Genomic DNA, 14,709 nt, shown 5'->3' with positions numbered 1-14,709 from the left:
CTGCCGCCGATGGACGCGGCCCTGCCGGCCCCGAACCCGGCCGGCTCATAACGTCATCCCCACTGCTTCGAGCGCGGCCTGCAGATCACGCACGTCGTGCGGATCCCATTCCCGCTCCCAGCCCGAAACCGCCAGCAGACCGGCCAGGACACCGGCGGTGAAACCCCAGACCAGCATGCCGTCGACCGCGAACGCCGGGCTCATATACCCCAGCGGATGCCGTACCACGAACCGATTCGCCGGATCGATCAGATCCGCCACCGGCACCCGAGTCACCCGCGCGGCCTCGGTCTCGCTGACCACCCGCACCTCACCGGGTGTACGCCAGTACGCCAGCACCGGCGCCACGTCGAAACGCGAGGGCGGCACGAAGATCTTCGGCAGCACCGCAAGCGGTTCGACGCTCGTGCGATCCAGACCGGTCTCCTCCCATGCCTCGCGCAACGCGGTGTCGATCGGGCCGCGATCGCCGGCTTCCACCCCACCACCCGGGAAGGCGACCTGGCCGCGATGCTGGCGCAGCGTGGCCGCGCGCTGGGTCAGCAGCACATCCGCATCCGCGGGCAGTCCGCCCGGCGCCGACGGATCGGCCTCGGGCGCACCGCCGAACAGGACGAGCACCGACGCTTGACGCGGCCGCATCGCCGCGGCCGCTACCTGCTTCATCGCGGTCCGATTCAGCACCGGGTTGGTCCCGGTCGGAGCGGCCGGTTTGCGCTCGACGACGCCGCGCAGCCAGGTCGGAATGTTCTCGGTCACCAACTCCGGGCGCGCGCCGGACTCCTCGCGTCCCTCGCGGTCGCGCACTCTGCCTCCTCCGGCCCCATCGCCGTGATCACCGCCCGCGGCGGCCGGGCTGCCCGCGGCAGCCGCATCGGAACGGTCCCGAGCACGGTAACCGCATCCGGCACCGGGCGCGCGACGGCCACCCCCGTCCCGATCGGTCATGCGTGCACTCCGAGTTCGGCGGCGACCGTCGCGCTGATGTCCGCGACGTCCTGGAACGGGCGGGCCACGACCTCGGCAATGGAACCGTCGGCGCGCACCAACACCGAGATCGGCAGCGCCGGAACCGCTCCGACCGCGGTTCGCACCCTGCCGTCGCCGTCTTCCACACCGGGTAGACGAACCTTCAGATCCACCAGCCGGGCCAGAGCCATCGACTCGTTCGGATCACTGTGCACAGTGAGCACCGTCATCGCCGAGCCGACGCGATCGGCGAACTGTTGCAGTGCGGGCAACTCCTCGGCACAGGGCGCGCACCAGTACGCCCACAGATTCAGCAGGGCGGGCCTACCGGCCAGGGCCGCGCCCAGATCCACCCGGCGACCATCGGCGAGACAGTCCAGGCCGATACCCGCCAGTGGTCCTTTCCCCGGGCCAGGCGCGGTGACCGCCGGACAATCGGCCAGGGCAGCGGCCTCACGCTGCCCGGCGCTCACCGCCGTCGAGCCCTTCACCCCGATCGTCGTCGTGATGGGAAGGTTGTCGCGATGTCCGCGCGGCCACAACGCCACCGCGAGCGCGACGATCACGATCAGGCCGACGAATGTCCATCGCCAAGCCGCGGGGATGGATCTCACCGGCCCACCAGTTCGAGCAGATGCTCCGCCTCCGGTCCCTTGACCAAGGCGGCCGCGGTGGCCGGATCGGTCGGGCCCGTCCCGAAGGACGGGCAGTCCTTGGCCAGCAGGCAGACGCCGCACGCGGGTTTGCGGGCATGACACACCCGGCGGCCGTGGAAGATCACCCGGTGCGAGAGCATCGTCCACTCCTTGCGCTCGATCAGCTCGCCGACGATGCGCTCGACCTTGACCGGATCCTCCTCGGTGGTCCAGCCCCAGCGCCGGACCAATCGCCCGAAATGGGTATCGACTGTGATACCGGGCACATCGAAAGCGTTGCCCAGAATGACATTCGCAGTCTTGCGTCCGATTCCCGGCAATTCGACCAATTCGTTCAGAGATGCCGGGAGTGCGCCGTCGTGCCGTTCCAGCAGAGCCTGGCCCAGACCGATCAGTGCGGACGCCTTGTTGCGATAGAAGCCGGTCGGGCGGATGTACTCCTCGAGTTCGGCGCGATCGGCCTCGGCATAGGCGCGCGCATCGCGGTAGCGGGCGAACAGCGCGGGCGTGGTCATATTCACCCGCACATCGGTGCATTGCGCGGAAAGGATTGTCGCGACCGCCAATTCGAGCGGGGTGGTGAAATCGAGCTCACAGTGCGCGTCCGGGAATGCCAGCGCCAGTGTCCGATTCATCCGACGCGCGCGTCGGACCAGGCCGAGCCTGGTCTCGGCGGCGAATTTGGACGCACGGGAAGCGGACGTATCGCGCCGCCGCGGTTCGGCGGCGGCGCTGGGAGCGATGGCGGCGGGTTTACGCACGCGTCCACCATACGGAACCACTCCGACAACAGCCCGCCAATGAGTCGCGCGACCCGGGGAAATCAGCTCGATCGAGTGTGCGACAGCGACGTTCGCGGCGTGATCGAGGCGACAGAGAATGCCTCCCGTGTTCCATCTGAGACCTTCTCCGTGTTTACTCCTCGATATGCAAGGACTCGCTGTGGTGCTCTTCCCGGTGGTGCTGATGCTGTTCGCGCTGTTCATGGAACGCGTCGAAAATCGGCTTCGCAAACTCCTCGAACCGGAAGAAGAGGTCCAGCAATATCTCGAACGTGCCAGCAATGCCGAGGTCAACGAGCTCGCGAAGCTGGGGGTACCGGCTGCCGCGGCCCATCCTGGTCGCAGACGCACCCGCAGCGACGAACTGGACGTCGCACAGGCGAGCTGATTCGCCACGCCGCGCCGCACGACACGGTTGCGACGGGAACCATTCGGGCATCGCGGTCGTTTCACCAACCGCATCTACGTGGTGTCTGTCACTACGCTGTCCGAATGCAAAGTAGACTGCACTGTCGGCCGCTTCGGTCCAGACCGGGGCGACAGCGACGGGCCCGCAGGCGGCAGCTTGCGTCGTCACCACGTAGGGACCCGCTGGCGCCGCCAGTACACCGTCAATTCCCATAAGGAGCACATTCGTGGACGAGGCCCTCGCCAGAGCAGGCATCTTCCAAGGCGTCGAGCCCACCGCAGTGGCAGCTCTCGCCAAACAACTACAGCCCGTGGACTTTCCCCGCGGCCACATCATCTTCAACGAGGGTGAGCCGGGCGACCGGCTGTTCATCATCACCTCCGGCAAGGTGAAGATCGGCCGCCGCTCGCCGGACGGGCGGGAGAATCTGCTGACCATCATGGGTCCGTCGGACATGTTCGGCGAACTGTCGATCTTCGACCCGGGTCCGCGTACCTCTACCGCGACCACCGTGACCGAGGTCCGCGCCGTCACCATGGATCGCGACGCGCTCAAGGCGTGGATCGACCAGCGCCCGGAGATCGCGGAGCAGCTGCTGCGCGTGCTGGCCCGGCGTCTGCGGCGCACCAACAACAACCTGGCCGACCTGATCTTCACCGACGTCCCCGGCCGTGTCGCCAAGGCGCTGCTGACGCTGGCCCAGCGGTTCGGCACGCAGGAGGCGGGCGCGCTGCGGGTCACTCACGACCTCACCCAGGAGGAGATCGCCCAGCTGGTCGGCGCCTCCCGCGAGACCGTGAACAAGGCCCTGGCAGATTTCGCGCACCGCGGCTGGCTGCGGCTGGAGGGCAAGAGCGTGCTGATTTCCGATTCGGAGCGCTTGGCCCGCCGCGCACGGTAGCTGTATCTTCGGCCTCCGCTTCGCTCCGGCGTGTTCGCGGCCCCCGAAGTCTCGCCGTTCGGCCCCGTGTCGGGCACTCGTTCCTCGCACCCGCCACGCGTCCGAACGACGAGACGGGCCGCGAACCTTGGGGTTGGCGTTGCCCAGGGCCTTGGAACGAGGTTCACCGGGTGTCGGTGCTATCCAAGGTCGTCGGCGTTATCCAAGGTCTCGGAGCGAGGTTCGCCGAGAGCGGTGTTGTCCGGAGTTGTTCGGGCCCCGGGTGGCTCGCTCAGTTCTGTTGGCTACGCAGGTAGGCCAATTGAGCCTTGACCGAACTGCGGGCCGCGGGCCACAGCTTCTTGTCGACGTCGGCGTAGACCTTCGCGACGATCTGTAGCGGTTTGGCGTTCGGGCCCAGTTCGCGCAGTGCGTCACGAACCTGGTCCAAGCGCTCCTGGCGGTGCTGGATGTAGTAGCGCAGGACGGGCTCGGCCTCGGGGTGGTCCGGTCCGTGCGCGGGCAGCAGGGCCCGGCCCGGGGCCACCTCGAGCAGACGGTCCATCGAGGCGAGATAGTCGCCCAGCGCACCGTCGCGCGATTCGAGCACGGTGGTCCCGCTGCCGAGCACGGTGTCGCCGGTGAGGACGGCGTCGTCGAGGACGAAGCTCACCGAATCGGTGGTGTGCCCGGGAGTCCCCAGGACCGTGATGCGCAGCCCGGCGGCCTCGATGATCTCACCGTCGCTCAACGGCGAGACCGAACCGCGCAGATGTTCCGGATCCACCGAGCGCACCGCGGCCCCGGTCAGCTTCGTCAGCCGATCGATGCCGCCAGTGTGGTCGTGATGGTGGTGCGTGATCAGGGTGAGGGCGATATTTCCCCCCGTTACCCTGGCGATCGCCTCGCTGTGCTCGCGATCCTTGGGCCCCGGATCGATCACGACGCAATCGGATCGTCCGGGGGCGCGCAGGATCCAGGTGTTGGTGCCCTGCAGGGTCATCTGATTGGGGTTGTTCGCCAGTAGTACCGATGCGGTCGGCGTGACCGTCCGCAATTGCCCGTAAGCCGGATGGGTGAGCGTCATTGCCGTGTCCTTCTGCCTCGCTCGGCGCGAATCTTCTTTCTGCTTACCGCATTTCGGCTCCGACCGCACCGTCGATCAGCTCACCTCGGCGATGAGCTCCACCTCGACGGGCGTGTTCGCGGGCAGTTCGAAAACGCCCACCGCCGAGCGGGCGTGGGCGCCGGCCTCGCCGAACAGCTCGCCGAGCAGTTCCGACGCGCCGTTGATCACCTGCGGCTGATTGTTGAATCCCGGTGCGGACGCGACGAATCCGACGACCTTCACGATCCGCACCACCGAGTCCAGCCCGACCAGATCGTGGACCGCCGCGAGCGCGTTGAGCGCGCACAGCTGGGCCGCCTGCCTGGCCTGTTCGAGGCTCACCTCGGCGCCGACCTTGCCGACTGCGGACAGCTCACCGCCGACGAACGGCAGCTGACCGGAGGTGTAGACATACGATCCGCTGCGCACCGCCGGGACATACACACCCGCCGGCGCGGTCACGGCGGGCACGTCGAGTCCGAGCCGGGCCAGATTCTCCCGCCAGAGCTGCGCCATCAGCCCTTCACCCGCTTGAGGTAGGCCACGTGCTGCTCACCGGTCGGCCCCGGCAGCACCGTGACCAACTCCCAGCCGTCCGCACCCCACTGATCCAGAATCTGCTTGGTCGCATGCGTCAGCAACGGCACGGTCGCATATTCCCACTGCGTCACATCACTCATGGCCCGAGCGTATAGGTGCGCCCCACCCCCGAGAACCTTTGGGCTCGCCTCAATTCGATGCCGGTCCAGCGCCCCTGAACACGTCACATCGATCAGGTCACCCGCCCCCACGAACCTCGTCCCGGCAACCGGGGGCAACGCCAACCCTGTTCGTGGCCCATCCCGCCCCGCTCGCACGCGTGGCCGTCGCGACGACACGGGCCGAGCAGCGAGGTCCCGGGGGGCCGCGAACAAGCGGAGCGAAGCAGAGGCAATCGGACACGGTTCGAAGCCTGTCTCGCCGCTCGAACGCGTGGCGGGTGCGAGGAACGAGTGCCCGACACAGGGCCGAACGGCGAGCCCCGCAGGGGCCGCGAACCCGCCGAAGCGAAGCGAAGGCCATCGGACACAGACCCTGTGGTGTACCAGACAGTTGACGCATCCCATGGTGGCTTTTTCACAGCGGGCTATAGGCTCGCGAACGTGGGAGCACCGATAGCAGCGCCCGTTTCCAGCGAAGCGGGGCCCGAGTTAGGTTGGCCGGAGCGGGCGGACAAGGCCCGGCTGCACTACGTTTCCGGTAAAGGCGGCACCGGGAAGTCGACGGTGGCCGCGGCACTGGCGCTGGCGCTCGCGGCGGGTGGTCGCCGGGTGCTGCTGGTCGAGGTGGAGGGGCGTCAGTCCATCGCGCAACTGTTCGATCTGCCGCCACTGCCGCCGACCGAGACCAAGATCGCGACCGCCGACGGCGGAGGCGAAGTAATGGCGCTGGCGCTCGATATCGAACACGCCTTCCTCGAGTACATGGACATGTTCTACAACCTCGGCTTCGCCGGCCGGGCGATGCGCCGGATGGGCGCCATCGAATTCGTCACCACGATCGCGCCGGGTCTCAAGGACGTCATCCTGACCGGCAAGATCAAGGAATGCGCCGTGCGTACCGAGGGGGCCGGTAACCGCACCCGGCCGGTCTACGACGAGATCGTGGTCGACGCGCCGCCGACCGGCCGCATCGCCGGATTCCTGGACGTCACCAAGGCCATGGTCGATATGGCCAAGGGCGGCCCGATCGCCTCGCAGGCCGAGGGCGTGTCGAATCTGCTGCACTCCGAACAGACCGTCGTACACCTGGTGACCCTGCTCGAGGCGCTGCCGGTACAGGAGACCGCCGACGCGGTCGCGGAACTGACCGGGGCCGATTTCCGCATCGGCACGGTGATCGTCAACCGCGCCACCGAGGGCTATCTGCCCGCCACCATGCGGGCCCGCGCCGCGGCCGGCGACCTCGACGTCGAGGCCCTGCGCACCGGATTGCACGAAGCGGGAATCATCCTGTCCGACAACGACTTCGAGGGAATCGTGCAGGAAACCATACAGCACAGCGCAACCCTGCGGGCCCAGGACGACAGCGCGGCCGAACTGGCGCGGGTCGACATCCATCAGCTGTATCTGCCCGCCCTGCCCGACGGTATGGACCTGGGCGGGCTGTACGAGCTGGCCGAACATCTGAGCACTCAGGGAGTTCGCTGATGACCGTTCCGAATACCGCTGTGCACCTGGATATTTCGAAGGTCGTCGCGGACCCGTCGGCCCGTGTGGTGGTCTGCTGCGGCAGCGGCGGCGTCGGCAAGACGACCACCGCCGCGGCCATCGCCCTGCGCGCGGCCGAAGCGGGTCGCAAGGTCGTCGTGCTGACCATCGATCCGGCCCGGCGCCTGGCCCAATCGCTGGGCGTGAGCGATCTGGGCAACAGCCCGCAACGTGTGCAACTGGGCCCGGAGGCGAAGGGTGAGCTGTTCGCGATGATGCTGAACATGCGCCGCACCTTCGACGAGATGGTGCTCGAGCACACCACCCCGGACAAGGCCGAGCAGATCTTCGCCAACCACTTCTATCAGACCGTCGCCTCGTCCTTCGGCGGTACGCAGGAGTACATGGCGATGGAGAAGCTGGGCCAGCTCGTCGGCCGGAAGGAGTGGGATCTGATCATCGTGGACACCCCGCCCTCCCGCAACGCGCTGGACTTCCTCGACGCGCCCAAACGGCTCGGGAATTTCCTGAACGGCCGGATGATTCGCGTCATCATGGCCCCCGGACGCGGTGTCGGCCGGTTCGTGACCGGCGCTATGAGCCTGGCAGTGCGCGGCGTGTCCACGATCGTGGGCGGCCAGATGCTCAAGGACGCGTCGGTGTTCCTGCAGTCGCTCGAGTCGATGTTCGGCGGCTTCCAGGATCGCGCGAACCGCACCTACGCGATGCTGTCCCGGCCGGGGACGCATTTCCTCGTGGTGGCCACGGCCGAACCCGACGCGCTGCGCGAGGCGTCGTTCTTCGTCGATCGGCTTTCCACCGATGCGATGCCGCTGGCCGGACTGGTCCTGAACCGCACGCATCCGGTGCTGTGCTCGCTGTCGGCCGAACAGGCCGCCGCGACCGCCGACCGGCTCGCCCCCGCGACCGGCAACGGCGTACCCGGCGGGACCGTGAGCGCGGAATCCGACCACGACGCCACCTCCGACCCCAGCGCGCTGGCTGCGGACGTACTGCGCATCCACGCGCACCGCGCCACCATCGCCAAGCGCGAACAGCATCTGCTGCATCGGTTCACCGGCGCGCACCCCCGGGTGCCGATCGTCGCGGTGACGGCGCTGCCGTTCGAGGTCTCGGATCTGCGAGCGTTGCGCGCGGTCGCCGATCAGCTCTTCGACTCGACCGCGGCTCATACGGCCTGACCGGGATGGTCGCCGGCACACCGTCCGGCCCCGGAAACGGTCCGAGCCCGCGATTGCGGGCTCGGACCGTTGTCGGCAATGTGCTAGATCGCCACCTTCTGCTGCCGCTGGGCGCGGAAAAACTCCGCCCAGGACGTCACCTCGGGATGCTGTTTCAGCAGCGCGCGCCGCTGCCGTTCGGTCATCCCACCCCACACGCCGAACTCCACTCGATTGTCCAGGGCGTCGGCACCGCACTCCATCAGGACGGGGCAGTGCCGGCAGATCGTCGCCGCCTTGCGTTGCGCCGCGCCGCGTACGAACAGCTGGTCGGGGTCCACTTCCTTGCATCGGGCCTGGGAGACCCAGGCGATCCTTGCTTCGGCCTGCTCCACGTCCAATCGAGCGATGGGGGTAGTCATATGCATTTGGTGTGCCCCTTTGCAGTCCGAACACCGGGTCAACGGCGCTCCGGAATCGCGAGCAGTCCGCAACAACCCAACCCCGCTGCGAACTGCACCACATTCCACTTTGAGTGTTAGCTCTATCACACTGGGTTCTCAATCTAGGTAAAGGTATGGGCGGAGCGCAAGACCGTCTCCCGATTTTCTGGTACGGCCGTCCATGCAAAAGTGACATAAAACCGGGCAGTCTGAACCAATTGGGCGACACGCCGGGCTTTTCTCCGAGCGACGCGCCTGCATGTGACGAGATGCACGTCGCGAGCAGGACGGGAACCGGCCGCCCGCACCGCGCAACGTTCGCTTCGAGGCACTGCATTTAGTCTTGGAGCGTGCCGATCTCACAAACGCTCGCCAGACTGGCCGGGGCGTGCATCCTGGCGGCCGCTCTGATCGCCGGGCTGTTGTTCCCGCTCGCCGGTGGTTTCGGGTATATCTCGAACCGCGCCGCCGACGCTGTGGACAACGTCTCGGCGGAAGTGCTGGAAGGCACCGTGCCGGCGGTGTCCACCATGGTCGACGCCACCGGCGCACCCATCGCCTGGCTGTACGACCAGCGTCGGTTCCAAGTTCCCAGCGACAAGATCTCCAACAACATGAAGCTGGCCCAGGTCTCCATCGAGGACCGCCGCTTCCTCCAGCACCACGGCGTGGACTGGCAGGGCACCTTCCGCGCGTTCCTGCGCAACACCTCCAGCGGTGAGGTCCAGCAGGGCGGTTCCACCATCGACCAGCAGTACGTGAAGAACTTCCAGCTACTGGTCGTCGCCAAGACCGATGCCGAACGCCGCGCGGCCATCGAGACCACCCCCGCGCGCAAACTGCGTGAGATCCGCCTTGCGCTGACGCTGGACAAGCAGCTCACCAAGGACGAGATCCTCACCCGCTACCTGAACCTGGTGTACTTCGGCAACGGCGCGTACGGCGTCCAGGATGCCGCGCAGACGTACTTCGGCGTGGACGCCAAGGATCTCACCGTCGCGCAGTCCGCGATGCTGGCCGGTATCGTGCAGAGCTCCTCGCATTTCAACCCGTACACCAACGAGAAGGAAGTGCTCGCGCGCCGGAACACCGTGCTGGACACGATGATCCAGAACATCCCCGATCGCGCCGCCGAATTCCGCGCCGCCAAGGCGACCCCCCTGGGCGTGCTGCCCGAGCCCAAGGGCCTGCCCAACGGCTGCATCGCCGCTGACGATCGCGGCTACTTCTGCGATTACGCGATGCAGTACCTGGAGGACGCGGGCATCAGCAAGGACCAGCTCGACAAGGGCGGTTATCTGATCCGCACCACGCTCGATCCGGCCGTGCAGAATTCGATGAAGGCCGCGATCGACTCGATGACCAACCCGAACCTGGCCGACATCGCCGAGGTCTCCAGCATCATCGCGCCCGGTCAGGACTCGCACAACGTCATGGCCATGGTGTCCAGCCGCACCTACGGCCTGGACGCGAACATCCATCAAACCGTTCAGCCACAACCCTTTTCGATGGTCGGTGACGGCGCGGGCTCGATCTTCAAGATCTTCACCACGGCCGCGGCGATGGAGAAGGGCCTCGGTATCAACGCCAAATTGGACGTGCCCTCCTTCTACGCGGCCAAGGGCATGGGTTCGAGCGGTACGCCGGGGTGTCCGGCGATGACGTACTGCGTCAAGAACGCCGGTAACTACCGTTCGCCGATGTCGGTGACCGAGGCGCTGGCCCAGTCGCCGAACACCGCGTTCGTCAAGCTCATCCAGGCCGTCGGGGTGACGCCGACCGTCGATATGGCCATTCGCCTCGGCCTGCGGTCCTACGCCAAGGCCGCAACCTCCGGACACGGCAACACAAGCATGGCCGACATGTTCAAACAGCAGAATCTGGGTTCGTTCACGCTGGGCCCGGTCGCGGTGAATCCGCTGGAGTTGTCCAATGTCGCCGCAACTCTGGCCTCGGGCGGCAAGTGGTGCCCGCCTTCGCCGATCAAGCAGGTCCTCGATCGCAACGGCAAACCCGTCTCGCTGACCCAGCAGGCCTGTGAGCAGGTCATCGATCCGGGCCTGGCGCACACCCTGGCCAATGCGCTGAGTCAGGACGCCACCGGCGGTACCGCGGCCGCCTCGGCGCACGCGGCGGGCTGGAACGTTCCGGTGGCGTCCAAGACCGGTACGACCGAGACCAACCGGTCCTCGGCCTTCCTGGGCTTCACCGATTCGCTGGCCGGCGCCGCGTACATCTACGGCGACTCGCCGACGCCGGACGAGATCTGCTCGTTCCCGCTGCGCAACTGCGGCAGTGGAAACCTGTTCGGTGGTAACGAACCGGCTCGGAGCTGGTTCATGGGCATCAAACCGGTGCTCGGCAACTTCCCGCCGTCGGTGCTGCCGCCACTGGACGACAAATACGTTCGCGGATCGAACAATTCGCAGATTCCGGACGTGACGGGCATGACCCAGGCCGAGGCGACCTCGGCGCTGATCGCCGCGGGCTTCCAGGTGTCGGCGGTGACCCAGCCCGGCTCGGCCGCCAAGGGCACGGTGCAGGGCACCTCACCCAACGGATCGGCGATCCCCGGTTCGGTGATCACGCTGTACCTCAGCGACGGCACCGAACGCCAGATCCCCCAGGCGGGCACGCCGCAGGTGCCGAGCCTGCCCGGAATTCCGATTCCGCGGCTGCCACCGATCCCCATCCCGATTCCGCTGCCCAGATAGGCGTTCGGAAACATCTCGGGCGGACCTCCGGATCGGGAGGTCCGCCCGAAGTGTGCCGGGGGCCGAGCGGAGGGCCGAAATTACAGCCGGGCCTTGACCGCCGCGGACACCCGCGAACCGTCCGCGCGACCGGCGGCCAGCGTGGTGGCGATCTTCATGACCTGGCCCATCTGCCGCATCCCCGGACGCTCACCGTTCTGCTCGGCGACGTCGGCGATCGCGGTGTCGGCGATATCGGCGACCTCGGCGTCGGTGAGCTGGGTGGGCAGATATTCGTCGATGATCGTCTCTTCGGCGCGCTCGTTGGCGGCGAGCTCACCTCGACCGGCCTGTTCGTAGACCACGGCGGCCTCGTTGCGCTTCTTGGCCTCCTTGGTCAGAACCGCGATGACGTCGGCGTCGGAGAGTTCGCGCGCTTCCTTACCGGCGACCTCGGCGGTCTGCACGGCCGCCAGCAGCATGCGCAGCGTGTTCGTGCGCAGGGCGTCCTTGGCCTTCATCGAGGTGGTCAGATCGGCCCGCAGCTTGGATTTGAGTTCCGACATAGCGCACACGCTATCGGGTCCGGCGGGCTACTCCCAGTATTTTTACCGCGGCGCGGATGTGACGCTGTGCGGAATCACACTCGGTATTCCGCACGTATCTCGCCTATCCTGATCGAATGCCCGTACTCTCGTCTGCCGCATTCCGACGAGCCGCGCTGGGGGCCACCGGGGCCGCAGTCGCCGGAATCGGCTATGCCACGTTGATCGAACGCAACGCCTTCGTTCTGCGTGAGACCACGTTGCCGGTGCTACAACCTGGCTCGTCGAGTTTACGGGTGCTGCACCTCTCCGATCTGCACATGACCCCGGGCCAGAAGCTCAAGCAGGCCTGGGTGCGCGAGCTCGAGGGCCTGGACCCGGATCTGGTGATCAACACCGGCGACAATCTCGCCCATCAGCGTGCGGTTCCCGCGGTGGTGCAGGCGCTGTCCGGATTGCTGTCGCGGCCGGGTCTGTTCGTGTTCGGCAGCAACGACTACTTCGCGCCGGTGCCGAAGAACCCGTTCAAGTACTTCAACAAGAACCACAAGCGCGTCTACGGCGATCCGCTGCCCTGGCAGGATCTGCGCGCGGCCTTCGCCGAACGCGGCTGGCACGATCTGACTCATGTGCGGCGCGATGTCGAGGTGGGTGGTATCAAGATCGCGACCGGCGGCGTGGACGATCCGCATCTGCGTCGCGATCGGTACGAGACCATCGCCGGTGCGCCGAATCCCTTGGCCGAGTTGAGTATCGGGCTCACTCACTCCCCCGAACCGCGGGTGCTGGATCGGTTCGCCACCGACGGTTACGACCTGGTGCTGGCCGGACACACCCACGGCGGGCAGCTGTGCGTGCCGGGATTCGGCGCGTTGGTCACCAATTGCGGAATCGACCGTTCCCGGGTCAAGGGGGCCTCACGCTGGGGTGCACACACCCGGCTGCACGTCTCGGCTGGTCTGGGCACCTCACCGTGGGCGCCGTACCGGTTCTGCTGCCGTCCGGAGGCCACCCTGCTGACGCTGGTCGCGGCGCCGCCGCAGCGTCCCGCGGCCGACAGCGGCCATGGGGTGTCGGCCTCGGAGGCCGTGGCGCGTTAGGGTTGCTCGCGCCGATCCGATACGTCAGGGGCGAGGGTGATCTATGAGTTCGACGAGCGATGATTCCGGCGAGCGGTCCTCCTCCAAGGACCGGCCCCGGTCACAGCAGGCTTCGGTGCTGCGCGGGCTGGATCTTCCCCATCCGACCTCGCCCGCCGATACGACGCATACCGAGATGATCGATATCCGCGCGGCGAACGACGCGCGGACGCAGGCGATTCCGCAGGCCGGACCGCGCGCCGACAACTCGCGGACCGAGGCGATACGACAAGTCGAACCGCCTGCCGGGGCGCGCGCCCAGCCGCCCCACAACGATCCGAATCCCCCTGGGCGCGACGGTGTTCCGGCCGATTCGGCGCAGACCGAAGCCTTCCAGCAGTTGAGTTTCGGCCAGCAGGGGCCGCCCGGCGGACAGCAACCGCTCGCGCTGTCACCGGAGATCGCGCGGTACGCCCCGGACGGCCGGTCCGGACCCGACGCTCGGACGAGTCCGATTCCACAGCAAAAGGTTTCACCGGCGCGCCGACCACGTTCGGGCGCTGACAAGGATCTCGGGCCGCCGCCCGCGCAACCTCCGCAGCCGGTCGGCAGGGGGCGTCCGCACGGCGGTCCGACGAGTCCGATTCCGCGGCAGCCCCACGCGGATCAGGGTGCGCGACAGCCGGAGCAGGCGTGGCAGTTGGGTGCGCCGGAGCAGTCCGCATCGCGTCCGGACGCATCGGGTGGCGCGGCGAGTTCTTCTGCGCGGCAAGCTGATTCGGCACATCGCCAGGATGCGTCCGAGTCGCGCCCGGCCACCGATGACCCCGCTGACGCCGCGGCCAAACATGCCGACCGCCCACTGTCGGCGCGCGAACGCAAGCGGTGGTTGTTCGCCGGGCTCGGCGCGGCGGCGGTCGTGATACTCGGCATCGGGGCGACCCCGCTGCTGACCGGCCGACACTCGAACGATTCCACCTCCACGGTGAGCGCGCTGAGCTCCGGGGCGAGCGCCGTGCCGCTGGCAACTCCGGCGGAGACCGCCGCACCGACCACGGTGGCCGGTCTGCCGTCGCTGATTCCGGGCTATCAGGTCGTGCAGGTTCCGGAACGGGGCGCGGTATTCGACGTGCCCAAGCAGTGGCAGGTCGACCCGAACGGCACGAAGACGTGGGGAACGGCACCGAACACCGTCGAGATCGCCGGTTTGGTTCAGGACGGTAAGGGCTACTGCCCCAACTACATTCGCACCAGCGCATTCCTGACGATGTCCGCGAAACCGGATCCCGCGGTGGCCGCGGTCGACATCGGCGCCCGATTGGCCAAGATCGGCTGGGCCACCTCCACCGGCACCACCCCCGGTAAGGCCGAACCGCTCACCTCGCTCGACGGCCAGCTACACGGCTCCTTCGCCGAAACCGATGGCACATTCAAGCCACCGGCTCCCGGATGCGCCAAAACCTACGCCGTCTACACCTTCGCCTTCCCCAACGAGAACGGCAATTTCGTCATCACCATCGCCGCGGACACCGGCGTCGCCCGCTCGATCGACCGCGCCACGGCCCAGAAGATACTCGCCAGCATCCGTCCCCTTCAGACCAAGTGACCTGCCGATTTAACGTCTGACCCCGCTCTGTTGTAAGCTACTCCAGGTTCACATCACGGGGTGTGGCGCAGCTTGGTAGCGCGCTTCGTTCGGGACGAAGAGGTCGTGGGTTCAAATCCCGCCACCCCGACTCGTGTGTGGAGACACGGGAAAGGCCCCTGACCAGTCC

15 protein-coding genes and 1 tRNA gene are annotated in these 14,709 nt (G+C 67.4%); 8 read left to right on the top strand and 8 right to left on the bottom strand.

Going from position 1 to position 14,709, the window contains the following annotated elements; genetic code table 11:
- Positions 1–45: 45 nt before the first annotated feature.
- The 3 genes from NV1_RS04445 to nth form a co-directional block, all read right to left on the bottom strand.
- On the bottom strand, positions 46–762 hold the full coding sequence (locus NV1_RS04445; RefSeq protein ID WP_245713553.1) for an NUDIX hydrolase: 717 nt from the start codon (positions 760–762) through the stop codon (positions 46–48).
- Between the two features lie 182 nt (positions 763–944).
- The gene (locus tag NV1_RS04440) at positions 945–1,574 is read right to left on the bottom strand and encodes a TlpA family protein disulfide reductase (RefSeq protein ID WP_067885854.1); all 630 of its coding nucleotides are present in this window, start codon (positions 1,572–1,574) and stop codon (positions 945–947) included.
- A 5-nt stretch (positions 1,575–1,579) separates the two neighbouring features.
- Positions 1,580–2,260, bottom strand: a complete 681-nt coding sequence (gene nth, locus NV1_RS04435) for an endonuclease III (RefSeq protein WP_245713552.1) — start codon at positions 2,258–2,260, stop codon at positions 1,580–1,582.
- A gap of 292 nt (positions 2,261–2,552) precedes the next feature.
- Here nth and NV1_RS04430 point away from each other — a divergent pair, with 292 nt between their 5' ends.
- Both NV1_RS04430 and NV1_RS04425 read left to right on the top strand, forming a co-directional pair.
- Positions 2,553–2,795 carry a hypothetical protein gene (locus NV1_RS04430; protein ID WP_067885672.1) on the top strand — a complete coding sequence of 81 codons (243 nt, stop codon included), beginning with the start codon at positions 2,553–2,555 and terminating at the stop codon, positions 2,793–2,795.
- Between the two features lie 247 nt (positions 2,796–3,042).
- Positions 3,043–3,717 (top strand): Crp/Fnr family transcriptional regulator, encoded by a 675-nt coding sequence (locus NV1_RS04425; protein ID WP_040817786.1) that lies wholly within the window; start codon positions 3,043–3,045, stop codon positions 3,715–3,717.
- A 271-nt stretch (positions 3,718–3,988) separates the two neighbouring features.
- Here NV1_RS04425 and NV1_RS04420 read toward each other — a convergent pair whose 3' ends face one another.
- From NV1_RS04420 to sp36, 3 genes are all read right to left on the bottom strand, one after another.
- Entirely contained in the window at positions 3,989–4,783 is a 795-nt protein-coding gene (locus NV1_RS04420) for an MBL fold metallo-hydrolase (RefSeq protein WP_067885671.1), read from the bottom strand.
- Between the two features lie 75 nt (positions 4,784–4,858).
- Positions 4,859–5,320 carry a RidA family protein gene (locus tag NV1_RS04415; protein ID WP_067885669.1) on the bottom strand — a complete coding sequence of 154 codons (462 nt, stop codon included), beginning with the start codon at positions 5,318–5,320 and terminating at the stop codon, positions 4,859–4,861.
- A complete protein-coding gene (sp36, locus tag NV1_RS43240; protein ID WP_085997622.1) occupies positions 5,320–5,484 on the bottom strand; it encodes a Sp36 family protein in 165 nt (54 codons plus the stop codon). The genes NV1_RS04415 and sp36 overlap by 1 nt, the downstream gene beginning before the upstream one ends.
- Positions 5,485–5,946: 462 nt before the next feature.
- On the opposite strand from sp36, the gene bagA reads away from it, so the two are divergent.
- Entirely contained in the window at positions 5,947–6,993 is a 1,047-nt protein-coding gene (gene bagA / locus NV1_RS04410) for an ATPase BagA (protein WP_174557401.1), read from the top strand.
- Positions 6,993–8,195: an ATPase BagB gene (bagB, locus tag NV1_RS04405; RefSeq protein WP_067885668.1), complete on the top strand. Its 1,203-nt coding sequence runs from the start codon at positions 6,993–6,995 to the stop codon at positions 8,193–8,195. Before bagA ends, bagB begins: the two co-directional genes overlap by 1 nt.
- An 83-nt stretch (positions 8,196–8,278) precedes the next feature.
- On the opposite strand, the gene NV1_RS04400 is transcribed toward bagB, so the two are convergent.
- A complete protein-coding gene (locus tag NV1_RS04400; RefSeq protein WP_067885666.1) occupies positions 8,279–8,602 on the bottom strand; it encodes a WhiB family transcriptional regulator in 324 nt (107 codons plus the stop codon).
- A 365-nt stretch (positions 8,603–8,967) separates the two neighbouring features.
- Here NV1_RS04400 and NV1_RS04395 point away from each other — a divergent pair, with 365 nt between their 5' ends.
- On the top strand, positions 8,968–11,331 hold the full coding sequence (locus NV1_RS04395; protein ID WP_067885664.1) for a penicillin-binding protein: 2,364 nt from the start codon (positions 8,968–8,970) through the stop codon (positions 11,329–11,331).
- 80 nt (positions 11,332–11,411) lie between these two features.
- Here the strand turns inward: NV1_RS04395 and NV1_RS04390 are convergent, their stop codons facing one another.
- Positions 11,412–11,876: a GatB/YqeY domain-containing protein gene (locus tag NV1_RS04390; protein ID WP_067885658.1), complete on the bottom strand. Its 465-nt coding sequence runs from the start codon at positions 11,874–11,876 to the stop codon at positions 11,412–11,414.
- 116 nt (positions 11,877–11,992) lie between these two features.
- Between NV1_RS04390 and NV1_RS04385 the strand changes: the two genes are divergently transcribed.
- The 3 genes from NV1_RS04385 (at position 11,993) to NV1_RS04375 (ending at position 14,670) form a co-directional block, all read left to right on the top strand.
- Positions 11,993–12,955 carry a metallophosphoesterase gene (locus tag NV1_RS04385; protein WP_067885656.1) on the top strand — a complete coding sequence of 321 codons (963 nt, stop codon included), beginning with the start codon at positions 11,993–11,995 and terminating at the stop codon, positions 12,953–12,955.
- 43 nt (positions 12,956–12,998) lie between these two features.
- On the top strand, positions 12,999–14,540 hold the full coding sequence (locus tag NV1_RS04380) for a DUF8017 domain-containing protein (RefSeq protein WP_067885654.1): 1,542 nt from the start codon (positions 12,999–13,001) through the stop codon (positions 14,538–14,540).
- A gap of 56 nt (positions 14,541–14,596) precedes the next feature.
- Positions 14,597–14,670, top strand: a tRNA-Pro gene (locus NV1_RS04375).
- Positions 14,671–14,709: the final 39 nt, after the last annotated feature.

This window comes from Nocardia vaccinii NBRC 15922 (genome assembly GCF_001613305.1).
GTDB classification, from domain to species: Bacteria; Actinomycetota; Actinomycetes; order Mycobacteriales; family Mycobacteriaceae; genus Nocardia; species Nocardia vaccinii.
Note: the sequence above shows the minus strand (reverse complement) of the source record. Positions and strands in the feature narration are given on the sequence as shown.